This is a genomic window from Streptosporangium sp. NPDC050284, from assembly GCF_044459525.1.
Classification (GTDB): Bacteria; Actinomycetota; Actinomycetes; order Streptosporangiales; family Streptosporangiaceae; genus Streptosporangium.
Window position 1 is genome coordinate 396,908 of the sequence record NZ_JBITIZ010000007.1, and the last position, 20,439, is coordinate 417,346.

A 20,439-nucleotide genomic window follows, 5' to 3' on the forward strand; every position below is an offset into this window, starting at 1 on the left:
CTGAATCACGAGACGGTGACTGAGACGGCCGTCCGGAACGCCCGCCCACCGCAGCGTGAACGGTCGCGAGGTCAATCCGTCTCCCAGAAGCCTGACGGCACACCGCCGGGGGGCCGTTCTGGGGAGGGGGACCGAGTGTGACCAGGGGTTACGGGCCAACCTATTCGCCCGGATCGAGGGGGTCCGGTGGGCGTGGCGTAGGGGCGGTGGAGGCTCTGGTAACTGCCAAGGGGAGTTCACCTGGGCTCTTTTAAGGCCATCTTCAAGTCATGGCACGCCTTGTCCGAAACACATCTGAAACACCATGCTGCCGAGATTCACAGATGTGAAACACGCAAGGTCACACCTTGAAACGGTAGAAGAACACGCTGTGGCGCAACGTCAGTGCGCGGCCGGTCGATGGAGCCCAGAAGCGATCACTGCATGTGAAACCGGCAAAAGCCAATTGGAAGGAGGGTCGCTTCGCATGGAGATCGATAGCGGCTCCACAGCCTGGATGCTCGCGAGTACCGCACTCGTCCTACTCATGACACCGGGTCTCGCGTTCTTCTACGGGGGCATGACCAGGGCCAAGAGTGTGCTCAACATGATGATGATGTCGTGGGTCAGCATCATCGTCGTGACGATCGCCTGGGTGCTCTACGGCCACTCGCTCGCCTTCGACACCGTCGGAGACGGTTCGGGATTCCTCAACAAGATTATCGGTGGACTCGACAACATCGGTCTGAACGGTCTCGTCGAGACGGCGACCAAGGATGACGGCACCGGTATGCCGAGCCTGGTCTTCTCGACGTTCCAGATGACTTTCGCGATCATCACGGTCGCCCTGATCAGCGGAGCGCTCGCCGACCGGGTGAAGTTCGGCGCCTGGGTCGTCTTCGCCGTCATCTGGGCGACGGTCGTCTACTTCCCCGTGGCCCACTGGGTGTGGGGCGGCGGCTGGCTGAGCAGCCTCGGCATCGAGGACTTCGCCGGCGGTACGGTCGTCCACATCAACGCCGGAGCCGCGGCCCTCGCGGTCGCCCTGGTGATCGGCAAGCGCGTCGGCTGGCGCAAGGACCCGATGCGACCGCACAACCTCACGCTGGTCCTCCTCGGCGCGGCCCTGCTGTGGTTCGGCTGGTTCGGCTTCAACTCGGGCTCCGAGCTCGCCGTTGACGGCACGACCGGTCTGGCGTTCATCAACACCCAGATCGCCACCGCCGTCGCGGCGGGCGCCTGGATCCTCGTCGAGAAGATGCGCGACGGTCACTCCACCACCCTGGGTGTCGCCTCCGGCGCGGTCTCCGGCCTGGTCGCGATCACTCCGGCCTGTGGTTTCGTCGACCCCTGGGCGGCGTTCGTGATCGGCGCGCTCGCCGGTGTCGCCTGTGCCTACGCGGTCGGCCTGAAGTACAAGCTCGGCTACGACGACTCCCTCGACGTGGTCGGCGTCCACCTCGTCGGCGGTGTCGTGGGTGCGGTGGCGCTGGGCTTCGTCGCCGCCTACCCGTTCGCCGACGGCCAGGAGAAGGGCCTCTTCTACGGCGGACCGATCTCCCAGCTCGGTGTGCAGGTGCTCGGTCCCGTCGCGGTCGGCGCCTACTCCTTCGTTATCTCCTGGATCATCGCTAAGATCATCGACAAGACAATGGGCTTCCGCATCTCGCAGGAAGACGAGATCACCGGCGTCGACATCACCTCCCACGCCGAGACCGGTTACGACCTCGGCACCATCCACTCCTCGGGTGTGGCCGCCGTCAACGGTCCGGCCCCCACCCCGGCGTCTAAGAAGGTGGACGCATGAGACTCATCACAGCGATCATCAAGCCGTTCAAGCTCGATGACGTGAAAGCGGCCCTGGAGCAGTTCGGGGTCAAGGGAATGACGGTCAGCGAAGCGAGCGGTTACGGCCGCCAGCGTGGTCACACCGAGGTCTACCGGGGTGCCGAGTACCAGGTCGACCTGGTGCCCAAGGTCCGCCTTGAGGTGCTCGCCGAGGAGGAGGACGCCGAGGATGTCATCGACGTCATCGTCAAGGCCTCGCAGACCGGCAAGATCGGTGACGGCAAGGTGTGGTCCGTCCCTGTGGACACGGTCATCCGCGTCCGCACCGGGGAACGCGGACCTGAGGCGCTCTAACCGGTGAGAGGCGACACTCGCTCGTACGCCGCGGCCCGTAAGGAACGGGCCGCGGACATCGACCGCTGGTTGACGGACCTGGTCCGCACCGCCTGCGGTACGCCGTACGGGCCTAACGGGGGAACGACGAGAAACGACGAGCGCGGCGCCCTCACCGGGGTCGCGCTCGTCGCGGTCGGGAGCCTTGGACGCTCCGAGCTCGCGCCGGGCAGTGACCTCGACCTGGTCCTGCTCCACGACGGGCGGGAGGACGTCGCGCGTGTCGCCGACCGCATCTGGTATCCGATCTGGGACTCGGGGGTCGGTCTCGACCATTCGGTGCGGACGGTGGACGAGGCGGCCAAGGTCGCGAGGGAGGACCTCAAGGCGGTCCTCGGCCTGATCCAGGCGCGGCACGTGGCCGGAGACCCGGAGCTGACGCGCTCGGCGCGTGAGATCGTGCTCGCCGAGTGGCGTGCCGACTCCCGGCGCCGCCTGGGCGAGTTGCGCGACGCCGCGGACAAGCGGGCGGAGGCGAGCGGCGAGCTGGCGTTCCTGCTCGAACCCGACCTCAAGGACTCCCGCGGCGGCATCCGCGACGTGCAGGCGATGCAGGCGGTGGCGGCGGCGTGGGTCGCCTCGGCGCCCGGCCCTCGGGTCCGTGAGGCATATGAGTTGCTGCTCGACGTCCGGCACGGTCTGCACCTGGTGACCGCCCGCGGCGCGGACAGGCTGGTGCTCCAGGAGCAGGACGCCGTCGCCGGGATGCTCGGGCTGCTCGACGCCGAGGCGCTGATGCGCAGGCTCGCCGAGGCCGCCAGGACGATCGGGCACGCCTTCGACGCCACCTGGCGCACCGTCGACCGGCTGCTCACCGGCCCCACCCCTCGTGGTCGCCGCCCGCTCGCCGACGGCGTCGTCGAGCACGGCGGAGAGGTCGTGCTCGCTCGCGGGGTGAACCCGCGCAAGGACCCGGTCCTGGTGTTGCGCGCCGCCGCCGCCGCGGCCGAGGCGGGGCTGCCGCTGGCGCCCGCCACGGTCACCACGCTGGCCGCCCAGTCGCCGCCGCTGCCCGTGCCCTGGCCGGACGAGGCGCGTGACGCGCTGGTGGCGCTGCTCGGGGCCGGCCGCGCGGCCGTGCCCGTCTGGGAGGAACTCGACCAGGCGGGAGTGCTGGTCCGCCTGCTGCCCGACTGGGAGCGGGTGCGGCACCGCCCGCAGCGCAATCCGGTGCACCGCTACACCGTCGACCGGCATCTGATCGAGGCCGCCGCGGGGGCCGCCTCGTTCACCCGCGAGGTCTCGCGGCCCGACCTGCTGCTCATCTCCGCGCTCCTGCACGACATCGGCAAGGGCTATCCCGGTGACCACTCCACCACCGGCGCCGTCGTCGCCCGCGACATCGGGACCCGGATGGGCCTGCCCCCGGCCGACGTCGACATCCTGGAGACCGTGGTCCGCCACCATCTGCTGCTGCCCGAGACGGCCACCCGCCGCGACCTGGACGACCCGGTGACGATCTCCCGGGTGGCCGAGGCCGTCGGCTCGCGTGAGGTCCTCGAACTGCTGGCGGCCCTCGCGGTGGCCGACGGCCACGCCACCGGGCCCGCCGCCTGGAACTCGTGGAAGGCCTCACTCGTCGCCGACCTGGTACGCCGGGTGCGTTCCGCGCTCTCGGGAACCCCGCTGCGTCCCGCGCCCTCGCTCTCGGTGGAGCAGGCTTCCCTCGCCCGCCACGGCGGCGGCGCCGTGCGCATCAACGGGGGAGCGGTCACCGTGGTCGCGCCCGACCGCGCCGGCCTGCTCTGGCGCGCGGCCGGGGTGCTGGCCGCGCACCGCATGGTGGTCCGCTCCGCGTCGGCGGCCTCGGCGGGTGCGACCGCCGTCATCGAGTTCTCGGTCGTTCCCGAGTACGGTTCGCCGCCCGACCCCGCGACGCTGGAGGCCGATCTGCGCCTCGTCCTGGCCGGTCGTCTCGACATCGAGCAACGCCTGGCCAGGAGGACCAGGTCGATGCGCCCGGCCCGGGTGCCGGTGGCGCCGCCGAGGGTGAACCTGGTGGACGACGCTTCCAACACCGCGACCGTCATCGAGGTGCGCGCCCATGACCGTCCGGGTCTTTTGTGGCGGATTGGTAGAGCATTTGGTGAATGTGGCCTTGACGTACGGGCCGCCCGTGTGGAGACTCTCGGCGCAGAGGCGGTGGACGTCTTCTACGTGGTCGACAGAGCCGGTCGCCCACTGACCGACGAGGTCCAGCGGGCACAGGTACGCGATCAAGTGCTCGCTGCCCTGCGGTAACCGTAAAAAATCGGTCCCTCGTCGCCTTCGTAACGATTAAAGGCGCTATGTCGGTTTTGCCGATTCTTGCTCGTGACCTTGTGGTGTGATGTTGTCCACTTGTGTCGTGATTGAGGGGTATCGAGAGCGGTGACTACGGCGACATCCGAGGGCGGGGGCGCTTCGGCACCCGACCGCGCTAAGCGGCCTGCCGCCCGCTTCGGCTTGAAGAACTGGCGCGTCCGTTCGCGTCTGACGGCCCTGATCCTGGTACCGACGGCGGTGGGCGTCGTACTCGCCGGCACACGGGTGGTGGCCTCCATCGACAGTGTGGCGGTCTACCAGCGGACCGCCGCCGCGGCGGAGTACTCCGGTGGACTCCGCGACCTCGCCCAGGCGCTCGGCCTGGAGCGTGACCGCGGTGCCTGGTCGTCGTTCCAGCCCACGAACAAGAGCCTGAAGGACAGCTCCGACGCGCAGCGGAAGACCGTGGACGCGCTGGTGAGGAAGGTGCGGCAGGAAGTCCAGGCGATCGACGACTCCTACGGAGCCAGAATCGTCGAGGCGGCCAAGAACGTGACCTACCAGCTGGACGGCCTTCCCGCGCTGCGTGCTCTGCCCGGTATCAACCGGATGGAACGATACAGTTTCATGATCGCTCCGTTGCTGACACTCCACGAGGAGCTCACGCTCGTCAGCGACGATCCGGAGATCGTCGGTAACACCCGCGCGCTCAGCGATCTGGCGTACGCCAAGGAGGAGGTCTCCAAGCAGCGCGCCCGGCTGCTGGCCGGTTACTACGCGCCCTCGCTCATCACCCCGCAGGAGATCGAGAAGTTCATCGCCTCCCGCTCCCGCATGGACGAGTACCAGGCGGACTTCGGCGTCGAGTCGACCCCGGCGAACGCGCAGCTTCTCGCTACCGCCCTGATCGACGAGAGGGTCCACCGAGCCGAGCTCACCAAGGCCAGGGTCATCGTGCTCGCCAGCAATCCCGCGCGCACCGGGCGGCTGCTGTCGAACTTCAACGAGGTCAAGCAGTGGTTCTCGGACAACGCCGTGGTCCTCGACCAGATGCGGAAGGTCGAGAACAAGGTCGCCGGCGACGTGGTGACCCGGGCCCGGGATCTTCAGGACGCCGAGCAGCGCAACGCGATCATCACCGCGGGGCTGATCCTGCTCCTGCTCCTGCTGGTGCTCGGACTCACGGTCGTCATCGCCCGCTCGATGGTGACGCCGCTGCGCCGCCTGCGCGCCGAGGCGCTGGAGGTCGCGAGCTTCAGGCTTCCCGAGATCGTGCGACGGCTCCGGGTCTCCGGCGACACCCGTGAGCCCGACCTCGACCTCATCCCGATCGACACCAGCGACGAGATCGGGGAGGTCGCCAGGGCCTTCGACGAGGTCCAGCGGCAGGCAGTCCGCCTCGCCTCCGAGGAGTCCGAGCTCAGGTCCAACATCAGCGCGATGTTCGTCAACCTGTCGCGGCGCACGCAGACCCTGGTCGAGCGGCAGATCTCGCTCATCGACGGTCTGGAGAAGGGCGAGGAGGACGGCCGCCGCCTGGCCGACCTGTTCAAGCTCGACCACCTGGCCACCCGCATGCGCCGCAACTCCGAGAACCTCCTGGTCCTCGCGGGTCACGAGCCGACCCGCAGGCGGAGCCAGCCGGCCAAGCTCGTCGACGTCGTCCGCGCCTCCCTGTCGGAGGTCGAGGACTACGAGCGGGTCCAGGTCAAGGTGCACCGTACGATCTCGGTCGCGGGCAGCGCCGCCAACGACATCGTGCACCTGGTCGCCGAGCTGGTGGAGAACGCCATCCAGTTCTCCCCCCGGGCGAGCCAGGTCGTGGTCTCCAGCAGCGTGATCGAGGGCGGCGGCGCGCTGCTCGCGGTGAGTGACCCGGGCATCGGCATGACCCACGAGGAACTGGTCGAGACGAATCGCCGGCTGGCCGACCCGCCCGTCGTCGACGTCTCGGTTTCGCGGCGCATGGGCCTGTTCGTGGTCGGCCGCCTCGCGCTGCGCCACGGCATCCGGGTCCAGCTGCGCCCGCAGGAGGGCGGCGGTCTCGTCGCCATGGTCCTGTTCCCGCCCGCGCTCGTCGTCCAGGCGACCCAGCCGGTGCAGACGCCCTCATGGGGTGGCGAGCAGGCCCCCTCGCAGGACCTCCTCGCCCAGCCGTCCACCACGGGTCGCCCGCCCGTTCAGCAGTTCTCGTACGGGCAGTCTCAGCCGGGGCTGGGACACACCCACCCCTCGTTCGAGCAGGGGCAGTCTCCGTTCGGGCAGGACCCGTTCGGACGGGATCCTTTCGGGCAGGCGTCGTTCGGACAGACCTCGTTCGGGCAGACGTCCGTGGATCTGCCTTCGTTCGGCTCCGCCGACCGCCCGGCCCAGGACTGGCCGGTTTCCTCCGAGGGAGGCGGTCAGCCCCTGCCCAAGCGCCAGGTCAACGGCAACGGTGCCCTTCCCGCCTCCGATTTCTCCGCCTGGAGCCAGTCCTCGTACGAGGAGACGACGGCGGAGGAGATGCCCACGGTGGGGGTCTCCTCGCTCGAAGCCGAGCAGGAGGAGTACCTGCCCATCTTCGCCTCGATCGAGTCCGCCTGGTTCCGCCGCGCCGAGGGGGCCGACGGGTCCGCCGGACCGGAGGGCGGGTCTTACGAGCCGGAGGAGCCGACGCCCCCGAACGGCATGCCGGCTCACGAGACACCGCGGACAAGAGAGCAGGTGGGGGCGGTGGCCGCCGAGCAGCCCGTTCCGGCGGAGGAGCCTGACAGCTGGAACACCCCGGCCGACGCGGGGTGGCGCGCCGCCCAGGCGGCGAGTGAACCTTCGCTCGGCGGGGTGACCGCGGCGGGGCTGCCCAAACGCACCCCCAAGGCGAACCTCGTACCCGGTACGGCCGCCGCCGTACCGGTCAGCCCCATGCCGCCTATGTCGCCGGACAGGGTGCGCAACCGTCTGTCGAGCTTCCAGCAAGGCGTACGGCGGGGCCGCGCCGAAGTAGTCGAAACCACCACCAGAAGCCTGGTTGACGAGGAGGAAGGCTCGTGACGACCCTGAGTCATGAGGCACGCAGGTTCGACTGGCTGATCACCGAGTTCGTCCGCGGCACGCCCGGTGTCGCGCACGCGGTGTGCGTCTCCGCCGACGGGCTGAGGATCGCCAGTTCCGAGGGGTTTCCGCCTGACAGGGCGGATCAGCTCGCCGCGGTCGCGGCGGGACTGCTCAGCCTGACGGTGGGTGCCTCGCGGGTGTTCGAGGGAGGCTCCGTCACCCAGACCGTGGTCGAGATGGAGCGTGGCCTGCTGCTGGTCATGGCGATCAGCGACGGCTCCGTGCTCGCCGTGCTCGCCTCCCCCGACTGCGACATGGGTCTGGTGGCGTACCAGATGACCCTGCTCGTCGACAGGGCGGGACAGGTGCTCACCCCGGCGCTCCGTGCCGAGCTGCAGTCTTCCCGGGGCCGGTGATGACCGCGCTCCCGATCGGTCTCATCACGGGAGAGGCTCGTGCTCGGGATTGACGGAACCGGGGACGACGAGCCTCTGTTCCGCCCGTACGCCGTGACCGGTGGCAGGTCGGAGCCTCGTTTCCACCTGGCGCTGGAGGCGCTGGTCTCCTCCTCCTTCATCATGGAGGAGGACCTGGCGCTGCTCACTCCCGAACAGGATGCGATCATCAGGCTCTGTCGTTCGTATCGTTCGGTCGCCGAGATATCGGCTCTACTGAAGGTTCCGCTCGGCGTGGCCCGCGTGCTGGTGGCCGATATGGTCGACGAGGGCTTCGTCCGTATCCACCAGCCGCATCTCAACGAGGGACAACCGGACCTCAACATGCTCGAAAGGGTTCTCAGTGGACTTCGCAGGCTCTAGCCAGAGTGGCCTGACGTCAACGAAGATCGTTGTCGCGGGCGGGTTCGGTGTCGGCAAGACCACGTTCGTGGGTTCGGTGTCGGAGATTCTGCCGCTGACCACGGAGGCGGTGATGACCGACGCCAGCGCCGGGATCGACGACCTCGGGCTGACTCCCCACAAGACGACCACCACGGTCGCGATGGACTTCGGCCGGCTCTCACTGGACCGTGACCTGATCCTGTACCTGTTCGGTACGCCGGGTCAGCACCGGTTCTGGTTCATGTGGGACGACCTGGTCCGCGGCGCGATCGGCGCGGTGGTTCTGATCGACACCCGTCGGCTCGCCGACGGCTTCCCGGCGATCGACTACTTCGAGGAGGCCAAGCTTCCGTTCGTGGTCGGTGTCAACGGCTGGAACGGGGAGTTCCCGCACCAGGAGGAGGAGGTGCGGGAGGCGCTGACGCTGGCTCCGCACATTCCCGTCGTGCGGACCGACGCCCGCTCCCGCGACTCCGTCAAGCGCACGCTGATCACTCTGGTCGAGCATGTTCTGCGGGTCCGCACGGCCTATGGGACGTCCGCGTAGTCCGGCGTTTTCTCCGGGACGGTCCCGTGCTCGGCGGGGTCGTCTCCGGAGAAGGGGGCCGGGTCTTCCCCGGCGGGGCGTGAGCCGGGAGTCGTCATCCCGGCACCCACTCCTTCCAGGTTATTTTGTTGGCGTCGATCCATTTCTGGGCCGCCTGGGTGGCGCCGAGGCCGTTGTCGGTCATGTCGTTCGCCACCGCGTTCTGCTGCTCGCTCGTCCAGTTGAAGTTTCTGACCAGTTCGTAGGCCCTGCCGCCGGTGTCGGCGAACCGCCTGCTCACGATCTTGTCGAGCAGGTACGGCGGGTAGTCGCACCTGATCCTGGCGGGGTCGGTGTCGCAGCCGATCGCGTACGGCGGAAGGTTGACCTTCGCCAGTTTGATCTGGCTGAAAAGCCAATGTGGCTCGTAGAAGTACATCAGCAGCGGGGTCCGGTTGCGGGTCGCCCGCTTGGCCGCGTCGATCAGCGCTTTCTCGCTGCCCGCGTAGACGACCCTGTAGTGGAGGCCGAGGTTGCGGACCAGGGCCTCGTCGTTGGTGACATGCGAGGGATCCCCGTCGAGCAGTTGACCTAAATTACCGGATTTGTCGGTTTTAAAGAGGTGTGCGTACTTATTGAGCTGTCGCCAGTCGGTGATCCCGGGATACTCGTCCGCCATCCACTGGGGGACGTACCAGCCGATGACCCCCGTGGGGCCGCTCCTTCCCGCGGAGACCGCGACCTTCTTCTCCTCGATGTAGGTCTGCTTCAGGGCCTGGTGTCCCCAGTTCTCCACGATCACGTCCACCGTGCCCTTCCCCAGGCCCTCCCAGGACTGGGGCGGGTCGAGCCTCACCGTCTCCACCCGGTAGCCGAGCTCCTGGGTGAGCAGGTGGCCGATGACCGCGGCGCTCGCCTCGGAGCCCGCCCACCCGTTGACGGCGATCCTCACGGTTTCGCCGTCGGATGCCCGGGGCGCGGGTGCGGCCGCCTCCTGGGTGCAGGCGGCGAGTGGGAGGAGCAGTACGGTGAGCGCCAGCAGGACGCGGACGGTCGAGCGGGAGCCGCGAACCTGACGCGCGGCGTCGCCGGGTGTGGCCACGGTCTCCTCCAGGGCTCGCCACCCGGACTCGGCGGACCGAGGGCACGGGGGGCACGGTGGGAACTACCGATGCAGGGGGTCAAGATATGGCGCGGATATGGTGGATCACAATGTCACGCTCGTTGGGATGCCTGCATCGCCCCCGTTTGGAACGATACAAACGACCATAGGGGTCTGGAAGTTCCTAATAAGATTATTCGGCTGACCGCATCCGGAGTTCCAGTCGTAGCTGGAGCTCCGGATGCGGTCCCTGCTTCACCACGAATACGCATCTATAGAGCTGCGTTCGCTTGGCCCCACCGGTTGATATGTGCTCGAATTGCCGAGAACCACAGGAAATTCGGCCAGGGGGTTCATCCACCGAGAGGGCAGCGTTCGGTGAGTACACACGAGATCCAGGGCGCGGGCAGCCGTCTGCGCCTGCGGAACTGGCGGGTGCGCCGTCGCCTCGTCGCGCTCGTTCTGGTGCCCTCCATCGCCGCGGTGCTGCTCGGCGGTGTCCAGGTGTTCGCCTCGCTGCGCGCAGCGGGCGACTACCAGCGAGTCAACGACCTCGCCCGGCTCTCCGCCCGCGTCGGCGCGCTCACCCATGAGCTGGCCGAGGAACGCGATCGCACCGCCTGGTTCATCGCCCTCGGCCGCCCTGAGGGCGGCGTAAGGAACATAAAAGCCCAGATGGACCTGGTCGACGGCTCCGCGGCGCGTGTCCGCGAAAGCGGCTCGCTGCTCGGTGAGGGGGTGAGCGGACGTACCAGGGAAGAGGTCGAGACCGCGATCACCCGTCTGGACGACCTTTACCTGCTGCGTGAGCAGGCACTGAAGTCGACGCTGCTGCCCGACGCGACCATCGCCGCCTACTCCCTGGTCATCGCCGACCTGCTCTCCCTGCACGACGAACTCGGCAAGGGCAGCGCCGACGACGTCCTCTTCGGCCAGGCGCTCACCCTGGACGCGCTCGCCCGCGCCAAGGAGGCACTCTCCCTCCAACGGGCGCTGCTCGCGGTGGTGCTCGTGGCGGGACGGTTCGAGCAGGGACAGATGGAGCAGTTCCTCGGCGCGATCTCCATCGAGCGCAACGAGCGCAAGACCTTCGCCGCCGAGGCCGGAAGCAGAGACCGCCGCCTCTTCGACGAGACCGTCAACGGCCGCAGCGCCGAACGCGCTGCCCTCATCCGCGAGCTGGTCCTGCTCCGTGCTGCCTCCGGCAACTCGCTGAGGGGTCTGGACCTGGAGCGGAAGGACGACGCCAAGGAGTGGTACGACGCGGCCACCGTCACCATCGGCCACATGCGCGAGGCCGAGGAGCGGCACGCCCAGGTCATCGTCGCGCGCAGCCAGCGGCTCGGCGACGACGAGCAGAACCGTGCCCTGATGGTCGCCGCGGCCGTCGCCGCCCTGATGGCGCTCGTGCTGGTGGTCACCATCTGGGTGGTGCGCTCGCTGGTCAGGCCGCTGCGGCGGTTGCGCAGGGAGGCCCTGGAGGTCGCGGGGGAGAGGTTGCCCGCGTACGTCCAGCGGGTTCGCGAATCGCACGGCGGGAACGGTGAGAGCATGGTCGCCGACGTGTCACCGATCGGGGTACTGTCGCGTGACGAGATCGGCGAGGTCGCCAGGGCGTTTGACGAGGTCCATCGGGAGGCGGTTCGGCTGGCGGGGGAGGAGGCGAGGCTGCGCAACACCGTGAACGCGATGTTCGTCAACCTCTCCAGGCGGAGCCAGACCCTGGTGGAACGCCAGCTCACCCTGGTCGAGCGGCTGGAGCGCGGTGAGCGCGACGACCAGCGGCTGGCGGACCTGTTCAAGCTCGACCACCTCGCCACCCGTATGCGCCGCAACAGCGAGAACCTGCTCGTCCTCGCCGGGCAGGAGGTGGCGCGGCGCTGGAGGCAGCCGGTCGAGCTGATGGACGTGGTCAGGGCCTCGCTGTCGGAGGTGGAGAACTACGAGCGGGTGACGAACCGGGTCCGGGCGGAGGTCGCCGTCGCGGGCCCCGCGGTGAGCGACGTGGTCCACCTGTTCGCCGAGCTGATCGAGAACGCCGTCTCGTTCTCGCAGCCGACCACGAGGGTCACGGTGTCCGACAGCCGGATCGACGGCGGTGGTGTGATGGTGTCGGTGACCGACAAGGGCATCGGCATGACGCTCGACGAGCTCTCCGAGGCCAACTGGCAGCTGGCGAACCCGCAGGCCGCCGACGCCTCGGTCGCCCGCCACATGGGCCTGTTCGTCGTCAGCCGCCTCGCGTTCAAGCACGGTATCCGCGTCCAGCTCCGCCCGCAGGACTCCGGTCTGGCCGCGATGGTCCTGCTCCCGGAGTCGCTTCTCGTCCTGCCGCCCATCGGGGAACAGGTGCACGGTCCCTCGGCCGCCTTCGGCGGTACGCCACCGAGCGCGGGGCTTCCCGCCGGTGTGGTCGGCTTCCCGCAAGGCGAGACCGGCCACCTGTTCCCCGGTGAGGCGCCCGATTCGCCCGACTCGCCGTTCCCGCACCGAGGGATTCCCGTGTTCGCGGCGCCCACGGTCACGCAGGCACCTTTCACCGAAGAGGGCGAGTCGGACGCGACCGAGCGGAACGTGTGGAACCCGCCCGCGGAGCGGTTCCGTCCTCCGGGGGAGCGAGGGGAGTTCCCGCAGCCGCCCCCCGGCCTGTTCGACCCTCTTCCAGGACCGTCCGACCTCCTCGCCGGCGAGGTCCCGGCTGAGCGGGAGGACGACTTCCTGCCGATCTTCGCCGCGGTCGAGTCCGCCTGGTTCCGGATCGCCGATCCCTCCGGGGACTCCGGTGCGGAGACGGCCCACCCCGAGGCGGGCGCCGCTCCCGGTGACTCCGCGCCGGAGGATTCGCCGGCCGAGCCGGAACCGTGGACCTCGCCCGGTGACAGCGGCTGGCAGGCCGCGCAGGCGGTGAGCGCTCCGGCGCACGGCGGTACGACCGAGGCAGGCCTGCCCAGACGCACCCCCCGGGCCAACCTGGTCCCCGGCTCGGTCGCGCCGCTCGCGCAACCCGAGCCGTCCCCCGCGCCGGACGTGCCGCGCCTCTCGCCGGAACAGGTGCGCAGCCGCATGTCGAGCTTCCAGGAGGGTGTGCGCAGGGCACGCAACGAGCTCCCGGACAGGGAGGGGTAGCGTGCGGGCCGACAACCGGGACCAGGGGCGGGAGCTTCACGACGGCCGAGCCTCCTCGTGGCAGGAGCGGTGGGACGACACGCCTCGGTACGGGTTTTCCGCCGGGGCGCGGGGATACGGCTCGCCGGAGGAGAGGCCGGGGTTCGTGCCGTTCGTCGGCGCGGCCGGTGCCGGGGCGCGGGGATACGAGGCTCAGGAGGAGACGGCCGGGGCCGGAGCCCGGCGGGACGGGCGTTTCGGATACGCGTCCGAGGACGAGGACGACGAGCCGGCCGAGGAGGAGAGCTCGCTGATCCGGATGTACGCGGTGACCGGGGGGCGGGTCGTCCCGAGTTCCAAGCTCGCCATGGAGGCACTCGTCTCGACCACGACCACGGCCCCGCTCGGCCTCTCCTATATCCGGGAATATCGTTTCATCAGTGATCTGTGCCGAAGTATCCGCTCGATCGCCGAGATATCCGCTCTTTTGGGTGTCCCTCTCGGCGTCACCCGCGTCCTGGTCTCAGACATGGAGTCCGAAGGGCTGGTGCGGATCCACCACCCCCGGGTCAGCGCGGCGGGTCCCGGGCCCGACCTCCTCGAACGCGTACTCAACCACCTCAAGGAATAGGCCCGTTCCTCGCACGTGTCGCGTCTCGCGGAGATCCGGTACGGGTGCGGAACGCGGGACAGGAGGCGTCCCGCGTCAGGCGGAGCGGACGCCGGTCTCAGGCGAGCCACCAGCGGGCGGCGACGAGCTCGGCCACCAGGGTCTCGGTCAGGAGCGCCACGTCGGGGTCGTCGTCATGGAGGTAGCGGACGGAGGCCTTGGCGCCGGGAAGCTCGCCGCCGACCGTCAGGACGGTGGAGCCGCGCTGCCGGATCCAGTCCATGGCCTGCTCGTCGTAGCGGGAGCCGGGGAAAAGGATGGCGCGGTAGTCGAGGGTCTTGGTGAGGTAGACGTCCACGTGGGCCCAGTCACCGGTCTCGCACGCGTCGGCCGCCCTGCGGGGCCCCTCGCGGAACATCAGGGCCGACTGCTCGGCCGAGGACAGGTGCTCGGCGGGAGCGATCGTGTAGACGCCGTTCGGGCCGTCGAGCAGCGTCGCGGCCGACTCCAGCCACTCGTCGCGACGGTCGAGCAGGTCGGTGGTGGCCTCGGCCGTACGGCGGATCAACCCGGGCACGTCCCTGCCCGGTGCGGTGAGACGCTCGCCGAGTGCGAGGAGCAGGGCGAGGGTGTGCTGGAAGGTCCGGCAGGAGACACCGCCGCGCTCCTCGCCCGCCACCATCGGGACCACCAGGTCCGCGCCCTCGGTGACGGCCGAGTCCGGGTGGTTGGTCAGCGCGAGGACGAAGGACCGGCCCCGGTGGCGGGCGACCGCGTCCAGGGTCTCCCGGCTGCCGCCGGTGGCGGAGATGGCGACCACCAGGATGTCGGGGCTCGGCGGGTAGGACGCCGCGGCGGAGGCGTACTCGGCCACGGCGTCGATCCCCGCGGCCCGCAGGCGCAGCGCGGCCACCTGGGCGGCGTACCGGGAGCTGCCCATGCCGAGGAGGAGCACCCGCCGGATCCCGGAGGGAATCCCAGCGAAGGGATCGCCCGCCTCCAGGGTGCCGGCGAGGGCGGCCAGTGCGGCGGGCTTGGCCTCCAGGTCGGCGAGGTACAGGTCGGGAATCACGGGGTCTCCTTCGTGGTGAACAGCGGGTTCGCCGAGATCAGCGGTATCGGGAGCGCAGCACGCCCATCGGGGCGTAGCGCCAGCGGGGAAGATGCCTGGCCGCGTAGACGAGCTCGCGGCACTCCTGCTCGATCTCGAAGGGGCGCAGCAGGGAACGGTCCAGGAGGGCGGCGTGCCCCAGCTCTTCCAGCCGCCTGAGGTAGGCCGACTCCAGGACGGCACGGGCCGTGGCGGACCACCCGGCGATCATCGCGGGGTCCGCGTCGCGGCGCCTGATCGCGACCTGGCCGACGTGTTCGAGGCTCGTGGTGAGCTGGGCGAGGTCGCGGGCCGCGGGCTGGAAGGGGTCGGCGCCCGCGACGGTCGGGTTGCCGTCGAAGTCGATCACCGCGTAGCCGTCCCGCCAGCGCAGGATCTGGCCGACGTGCAGGTCCCCGTGGATGCGGATCAACGGGGTGGCCCTCACCCGGGCGAGGGGCGCCAGCTCGGCGCGGAGCGCGTCGGCGCGCTCCGCGAGCCAGTCGCCGTCCTCGCCGTCGGTCAGCGCGAGTGCCTCCTCCAACGCCTCGCCCGCCCGGAGTGACCACGGGCTCTCTCCCGCCCGTACGGCGTCCGCCTGCCTGACGGGGGTGGGGAAGGTCGCGGAGGGGGTCGCCATCGCCGCGTGCAGGTCGGCGGCGAGGACGCCCAGGTCGGTGGCGAAGGAGGTGCCGCGCGAGACGGCCTCGTCGACGCACCACTCCCAGCCGTCAGCGGCCCCGGGCAGGTACGCGGTGACCAGGGCGAGCAGCAGCTCGGAGCCGTCGTCGGCGCGCCGGGAGACGGACGCGTACGGCGTCGCGGTCGCGGTGAAACCGACTGACGTGAGGTGCGCGAACATGTCGGGTGTGGGGTGGGGGAGCGGTGCGGGCGGGGTGAGCCATTTCACAACGACCTTCTCGCCGACGACCACCGAATGGTTGGTCTGATCGACCTCGAACCCTCGTTCGGCCTCCGCCCTCGATGACAATTGAGTGTCGATTGAGGAAAGAGTAGTGATCGTTACGGGGAGTGAGTGGAATCTCCGTACGCCGAATTGATCAGGGATATCGCAGGTCAGAGCCTCGACGAGCTCGCTGGTCCGCCCGTCGCCGGCCCGGGGAACCGTGTCGATCCGGCGCCAGATTGAAGCTGGATTTAACAAACGGACCAAACTCTCCAGTGGTGATGTCGGTGGAAGTCTTGCTCAAGTTAATGTTGACTGCAACACTCCTGCTTTGGTCCGCCGTGTCCCTTACGGCCGGTCTACCCCACTTACACTGAATTCTGGAGGAGTAGCGGTCGTGTCCCGCACCCGGTACACCCGTCGTCTTCCGGCCGCCGCCCTGGCCGCCGGTCTCGCACTCGCAGTCTCGGCATGTGGCGGGGAGGCCGCGGACTCCGCCGCGCCCGCCGCCGGTGCCTCGACGGCGCAGCTCAACCCCAACGCGGACCTTTCCAAGCAGAGCATCACCATCTCTGTCTGGACAGGCTATACGCCCGAGGACCTGCCCCAGAGGATCAAGGACAACCTCAAGACGACCCTCAAGGTGACGGAGCACGCCACCAACGAGGATGTCATGGCGAAGCTCACCAGCGGCGCCGACACCGGCATCGACGTGGCCTTCGTCTCCGGCCAGTACGCCCAGGCGCTCAACGAGGCCGGACTGCTCGAGCAGCTCAGCCCCGAGCTGATCCCCAACCTCGCGAACCTCTACCCCGAGGCCAAGGAGCTGTCCTACGACAAGGGCAACGTCTTCTCGGTTCCCTATACCTGGGGCACCACGGGCATCTGCTACCGCACCGACCTGGTGAAGACCGCTCCGACGAGTTGGAACGATATTCTCAACCCGCCGGCGGACGCGGTGAAGAAGGTCACGATGATGACCACCGAGCGCTGGCTCGCCCTTCCCGCCATCAAGGCACTCGGCTACTCGGTCAACACCAGGAGCGACGAGGAGCTCGCCAAGGTCAAGGCGAAGCTTGAGGAGGCCAAGCCGAAGCTGCTCAAGTACGAGGACGTCACCTTCGGCGACATGCTCAAGAGCGGCGAGGCCGTGATGGTCGAGGCGTGGGACGGCTGGTGCCCGACCACCGAGAAGAACATCAAGTTCGTGGTGCCGAAGGAGGGCAGCGACCTGTGGGTGGACACCATGGTCGTGCTGAAGTCCTCCAAGAACAAGGAGGCGGGACACGCCTTCATCAACTACATCCTGGACCCGAAGGTCCACGCCTGGGCCGCGGAGAACATCCTCTACAAGGTCCCGAACAAGGCCGCGATGGACGCGCTGGACCCCAAGCTCAAGGCTGACAACGCCCCGCTGCAGATGAGCCCCTCCGACCTGCTCAAGGGCGAGTCGATCATCGACCTGGGCGAGGACTCGGCCAAGTTCACCCAGCTCGCGACCGAGGTCACGGCGAAGCAGTGACACGTTCCGCCGTTTCCGGCGCGTCCGCGAGATCGCGGGCGCGCCGGTCGCGTGCCCTGGGAAGGTTCGTCTTCCTGGGACCCGGCCTGATCTACCTGCTCGTCTTCCTGCTGGTACCGCTCGCCCTGCTCATCAGCTTCACGATCTTCCGCAGGGGCCGGTTCGGCGGGGTGGTCTACGAGGTCACCGGGAAGAACTTCACCCGGCTGCTCGACCCGCTCTATCTGGAGATCGTGCTCGGCTCGCTGAAGCTGGCCACGATCGCGACGCTGATCGCCCTGCTGGTGGGCTATCCGACGGCCTATCTCATCGCCCAGCTCCCGCGGAAGTGGAAGACGATCGCCCTGGTGGCGATCGTGCTGCCGTTCTGGACCAACTTCCTGGTCCGCATCTACGCCTGGATCATCCTGCTGAGCGGTCCGGGCCTGGTCAACAGCACGCTGATGGACCTGGGGCTGATCGACAGCCCGCTGGAACTGCTCTACAACCAGGGCACCATCGTCACCGGCCTGATCTACTCGTACCTGCCGCTGATGGTCCTGCCGCTGTACGCGGCGATCGAGAAGCTCGACCCGCAACTGCGCGAGGCCTCGGCGAACCTCGGCGCCTCACCCGCGCGCACGTTCGTGTCGGTGACGCTGCCGCTCACCCTGCCGGGGGTGCTCACCGGCTGCCTGTTCGTCTTCGTGCCGAGTTTCGGCAACTTCGTCATCCCCGAGCTGCTCGGCGGCGGCCGTTCCATCATGGTCGGCAACCTGATCAGGGACCAGTTCCTCAAGGCACGCGACTGGCCGTTCGGGTCCACCCTCGCGCTGGCGCTGATCGCCGTGCTGATCGTCCTGCTGCTCCTGCAGGCCTGGAGTACCCGACGTGCGTAGATCACGCCTGCTGTACGTCCCCTTCTGGGTGACCTACGTCTTCCTCTACACGCCGATCGTCGTGCTCGTCGTGATGTCGTTCAACGCGGGCGAGTCCCCCTACGTCTACGAGGGCTTCAGCCTGGACTGGTACGGCGTCCTCGCCGGAAACGCCAAGATCCGCGAAGGGCTGGTCAACACCCTCATCGTGGCCACGGGCTCCACCGTGCTCGCCACGGTGCTCGGCACCCTGCTCGCGGTGGGCCTGGCCAGGCACACCAGGTCGCGGACGCTGGACGCGCTCGGCGTGCTGCCCGCGATCCTGCCCGACCTGGTGCTCGCCATCGGGCTGCTGGTGTTCTACGCCACGATCAAGTCGACCCTCGGGCTGCACTCGGTGCTGCTCGCCCACACGGTGTTCGGCATGGCGTTCGTGACCGCCGTGGTCCGCACCCGGCTCACCGGCGCCGACACCTCACTGGAGGAGGCGTCCAGAGACCTGGGGGCGACGCCGTTCACCACGTTCCTGCGGGTGACGCTGCCGCAGCTGGCGCCGGGCATCATGGCGGGCGCGCTGCTGGCGTTCACCCTCTCGATCGACGAGTTCGTCATCGCGTACTTCACGGCGGCGCCCACCACGCCGACCCTGCCCATCGTCATCTACTCAATGGTCCGCTTCGGGGTCACCCCCGAGATCAACGCGCTGGCCACGCTGCTGCTGCTGGTGAGCTTCACCGCGGTCATCGTGACCCAGCGGATGACCCGACTGACGGAGTCGCTGTCCTAATGCTGAAGATCACAGGTGTCAGCCGCCGGTTCGGCGACGTCACGGCGCTGTCGGACGTCTCCCTGGAGATCCGGCAGGGCGAGTTCTTCGCGCTGCTCGGCCCCAGCGGCTGCGGCAAGACGACGCTCCTGCGGATCCTGGCGGGCTTCGAGACACCCGACGAGGGCTCCGTCACGCTCGACGGCGACGACCTGCTCGGCCAGGCGGCCCACCGCCGCCCGGTCAACCTGATGTTCCAGTCGTACGCGCTGTTCCCGCACATGAACGTGGCGAAGAACGTCGCCTACGGCCTGGAGAGGGAGAGGCTGGGCAGGGCGGAGATCCGCCGCAGGGTCGATGAGGTACTGGAGAAGGTCGGGCTGGACGCCATGGCCGGGCGCAGACCGCATCAGCTCTCCGGCGGCCAGCGCCAGCGGGTCGCGCTCGCCCGCGCGATCGTGAAGCGGCCGCGCCTGCTGCTGCTCGACGAGCCGCTGTCCGCGCTGGACAAGAAGGTGCGCGCGGAGATGCAGCTGGAGCTCAAGCGGCTGCAGAACGAGGTCGGCATCACCTTCGTCGTGGTCACCCACGACCAGGAGGAGGCGATGTCCCTGGCCGACAGGATCGCGGTCTTCAACGCCGGCTCGGTCGAGCAGGTGGACGCCCCGGTGGAGCTGTACGAGCGCCCGCGCACCCCGTTCGTCGCCGACTTCGTGGGGGCGAACAACATCTTCCCCGGCAGGGCCTGCTCGGTCGGCCTGGCCGGCGACGGGCTCGGCATACTTCCGGGGGTCTCGAACCTGCCCGACGGCACGCCCGCGCTGCTCGCCGTACGGCCGGAGCGGCTCAGGATCGGGAGCGAGGGGGTGCTGCGCGGCGAGGTCGTGGACGTGAGCTTCTTCGGCGGCGTCTCGCACGTGTCGGTTCAGGTGGGCGGGCGCTCCACGCCCGTCCTGGTGGCCACCCCGGGGGCCACGCAGGTGCGGGCGGGTTCCGTCGTCGCGCTCGGCTGGGCGGACGGGGACGGAGTGCTGATCCCTCAATGAGAAGACTTGAGCGGGTTTTTCGTCGCGGTCCTGGCGTAGGCGAGGATGAGTTCCGCCGCCTCCTGCGGGCCGATAACCGGGTGGCGGGCCGTTATGCGGTAGCCGTACGCGTCTTCGAGCGCGACCAGGTTGCGGGCGATGGGCAGGGAGTCACCCGACAGCCTGAAGGTCTCCAGGGCGGCCCCGGTGTCGAGGATGCTCTGGTAGAGCGAGACCTGGCGGTCGTAGAGGGTGGTCAGCAGGAGGGCGTACATCCTGTTGCGGGCCGCGGCGCCGCCGAGTTCGTTGAGCAGCCGGACGTCCGGATCGTCCGGGCCGTGCGGCAGCCCCGAGCGGATGGTCACGACGAGCTTCTCCGCGGGGTCGCGCATCCCGCTGATCCGCTTGAGTCTCTGCTCGTAGAAGCGTTCCATCCCGGCGTGGTGGGCGTCGACGAGCAGCTCGCTCAGGCGCGGGTAGTGGTAGAGGACCGCTCCGGACGTGAGACCGGCCTCCTCGGCGACGTGGTTGAGATGCACCCCCTCGGTGCCGTGCCGGACGATCGCCCGGTGTGCGGCCGCGATGAGATCCAGGCGCCGGTCCGCCCGTCCCTTGCGCGTCATACTCCCCCGTTCGTTGAAAACCACGCT

At 69.0% G+C, this 20,439-nt stretch carries 17 protein-coding genes; 13 read left to right on the top strand and 4 right to left on the bottom strand.

Annotated elements, in window-relative coordinates; translation table 11 throughout:
• The first annotated feature begins 466 nt into the window (after window positions 1-466).
• The 7 genes from ACIBH4_RS19285 to ACIBH4_RS19315 all read left to right on the top strand — a co-directional run bounded on the left by ACIBH4_RS19285 (window position 467) and on the right by ACIBH4_RS19315 (window position 8,826).
• Window positions 467-1,786 (top strand): ammonium transporter, encoded by a 1,320-nt coding sequence (locus ACIBH4_RS19285; RefSeq protein WP_362504892.1) that lies wholly within the window; start codon window positions 467-469, stop codon window positions 1,784-1,786.
• On the top strand, window positions 1,783-2,121 hold the full coding sequence (locus ACIBH4_RS19290; protein ID WP_350948726.1) for a P-II family nitrogen regulator: 339 nt from the start codon (window positions 1,783-1,785) through the stop codon (window positions 2,119-2,121). The genes ACIBH4_RS19285 and ACIBH4_RS19290 overlap by 4 nt, the downstream gene beginning before the upstream one ends.
• A 3-nt stretch (window positions 2,122-2,124) precedes the next feature.
• Window positions 2,125-4,401 (top strand): [protein-PII] uridylyltransferase, encoded by a 2,277-nt coding sequence (locus tag ACIBH4_RS19295; RefSeq protein ID WP_362504896.1) that lies wholly within the window; start codon window positions 2,125-2,127, stop codon window positions 4,399-4,401.
• 129 nt (window positions 4,402-4,530) lie between these two features.
• Window positions 4,531-7,437, top strand: coding sequence for a nitrate- and nitrite sensing domain-containing protein (locus tag ACIBH4_RS19300; RefSeq protein ID WP_362768092.1), 2,907 nt, complete (start codon window positions 4,531-4,533; stop codon window positions 7,435-7,437).
• On the top strand, window positions 7,434-7,856 hold the full coding sequence (locus ACIBH4_RS19305) for a roadblock/LC7 domain-containing protein (protein WP_399172500.1): 423 nt from the start codon (window positions 7,434-7,436) through the stop codon (window positions 7,854-7,856). The genes ACIBH4_RS19300 and ACIBH4_RS19305 overlap by 4 nt, the downstream gene beginning before the upstream one ends.
• Window positions 7,857-7,895: 39 nt before the next feature.
• On the top strand, window positions 7,896-8,258 hold the full coding sequence (locus ACIBH4_RS19310) for a DUF742 domain-containing protein (RefSeq protein WP_362504902.1): 363 nt from the start codon (window positions 7,896-7,898) through the stop codon (window positions 8,256-8,258).
• On the top strand, window positions 8,239-8,826 hold the full coding sequence (locus ACIBH4_RS19315; RefSeq protein WP_362504905.1) for an ATP/GTP-binding protein: 588 nt from the start codon (window positions 8,239-8,241) through the stop codon (window positions 8,824-8,826). The genes ACIBH4_RS19310 and ACIBH4_RS19315 overlap by 20 nt, the downstream gene beginning before the upstream one ends.
• Window positions 8,827-8,920: 94 nt before the next feature.
• Here the strand turns inward: ACIBH4_RS19315 and ACIBH4_RS19320 are convergent, their stop codons facing one another.
• Entirely contained in the window at window positions 8,921-9,907 is a 987-nt protein-coding gene (locus ACIBH4_RS19320) for an ABC transporter substrate-binding protein (protein ID WP_362504908.1), read from the bottom strand.
• 378 nt (window positions 9,908-10,285) lie between these two features.
• On the opposite strand from ACIBH4_RS19320, the gene ACIBH4_RS19325 reads away from it, so the two are divergent.
• The gene (locus ACIBH4_RS19325) at window positions 10,286-13,033 is read left to right on the top strand and encodes a nitrate- and nitrite sensing domain-containing protein (RefSeq protein WP_362504911.1); all 2,748 of its coding nucleotides are present in this window, start codon (window positions 10,286-10,288) and stop codon (window positions 13,031-13,033) included.
• Window position 13,034: 1 nt separating this feature from the next.
• A complete protein-coding gene (locus ACIBH4_RS19330; RefSeq protein WP_362504914.1) occupies window positions 13,035-13,643 on the top strand; it encodes a DUF742 domain-containing protein in 609 nt (202 codons plus the stop codon).
• A gap of 97 nt (window positions 13,644-13,740) precedes the next feature.
• On the opposite strand, the gene ACIBH4_RS19335 is transcribed toward ACIBH4_RS19330, so the two are convergent.
• Together ACIBH4_RS19335 and ACIBH4_RS19340 are read right to left on the bottom strand one after the other, a co-directional pair.
• The gene (locus ACIBH4_RS19335; protein ID WP_362504917.1) at window positions 13,741-14,694 is read right to left on the bottom strand and encodes an SIS domain-containing protein; all 954 of its coding nucleotides are present in this window, start codon (window positions 14,692-14,694) and stop codon (window positions 13,741-13,743) included.
• Window positions 14,695-14,731: 37 nt separating this feature from the next.
• Window positions 14,732-15,622, bottom strand: a complete 891-nt coding sequence (locus ACIBH4_RS19340; protein WP_362504920.1) for a phosphotransferase — start codon at window positions 15,620-15,622, stop codon at window positions 14,732-14,734.
• Window positions 15,623-16,016: 394 nt separating this feature from the next.
• On the opposite strand from ACIBH4_RS19340, the gene ACIBH4_RS19345 reads away from it, so the two are divergent.
• From ACIBH4_RS19345 to ACIBH4_RS19360, 4 genes are read left to right on the top strand one after another with little or no spacing between them, the layout of a single operon-like run.
• Entirely contained in the window at window positions 16,017-17,141 is a 1,125-nt protein-coding gene (locus ACIBH4_RS19345) for a spermidine/putrescine ABC transporter substrate-binding protein (RefSeq protein WP_362504923.1), read from the top strand.
• Window positions 17,138-18,019 carry an ABC transporter permease gene (locus ACIBH4_RS19350; protein ID WP_362504926.1) on the top strand — a complete coding sequence of 294 codons (882 nt, stop codon included), beginning with the start codon at window positions 17,138-17,140 and terminating at the stop codon, window positions 18,017-18,019. Before ACIBH4_RS19345 ends, ACIBH4_RS19350 begins: the two co-directional genes overlap by 4 nt.
• Window positions 18,012-18,785, top strand: a complete 774-nt coding sequence (locus ACIBH4_RS19355) for an ABC transporter permease (protein WP_362504929.1) — start codon at window positions 18,012-18,014, stop codon at window positions 18,783-18,785. The genes ACIBH4_RS19350 and ACIBH4_RS19355 overlap by 8 nt, the downstream gene beginning before the upstream one ends.
• Window positions 18,785-19,810 (top strand): ABC transporter ATP-binding protein, encoded by a 1,026-nt coding sequence (locus ACIBH4_RS19360; protein WP_362504932.1) that lies wholly within the window; start codon window positions 18,785-18,787, stop codon window positions 19,808-19,810. Before ACIBH4_RS19355 ends, ACIBH4_RS19360 begins: the two co-directional genes overlap by 1 nt.
• Here the strand turns inward: ACIBH4_RS19360 and ACIBH4_RS19365 are convergent.
• On the bottom strand, window positions 19,804-20,412 hold the full coding sequence (locus ACIBH4_RS19365; protein WP_362504935.1) for a TetR family transcriptional regulator: 609 nt from the start codon (window positions 20,410-20,412) through the stop codon (window positions 19,804-19,806). The two genes, ACIBH4_RS19360 and ACIBH4_RS19365, sit on opposite strands and share 7 nt — an antisense overlap.
• Window positions 20,413-20,439 lie beyond the last annotated feature (27 nt).

Excerpts from the sequence above, each read along its gene's own strand:
- ACIBH4_RS19360 (WP_362504932.1), top strand. The coding sequence starts at position 18,785 with ATGCTGAAGATCACAGGTGTCAGCCGCCGGTTCGGCGACGTCACGGCG.
- ACIBH4_RS19365 (WP_362504935.1), bottom strand. The coding sequence starts at position 20,412 with ATGACGCGCAAGGGACGGGCGGACCGGCGCCTGGATCTCATCGCGGCC.
- ACIBH4_RS19285 (WP_362504892.1), top strand. The coding sequence starts at position 467 with ATGGAGATCGATAGCGGCTCCACAGCCTGGATGCTCGCGAGTACCGCA.
- ACIBH4_RS19290 (WP_350948726.1), top strand. The coding sequence starts at position 1,783 with ATGAGACTCATCACAGCGATCATCAAGCCGTTCAAGCTCGATGACGTG.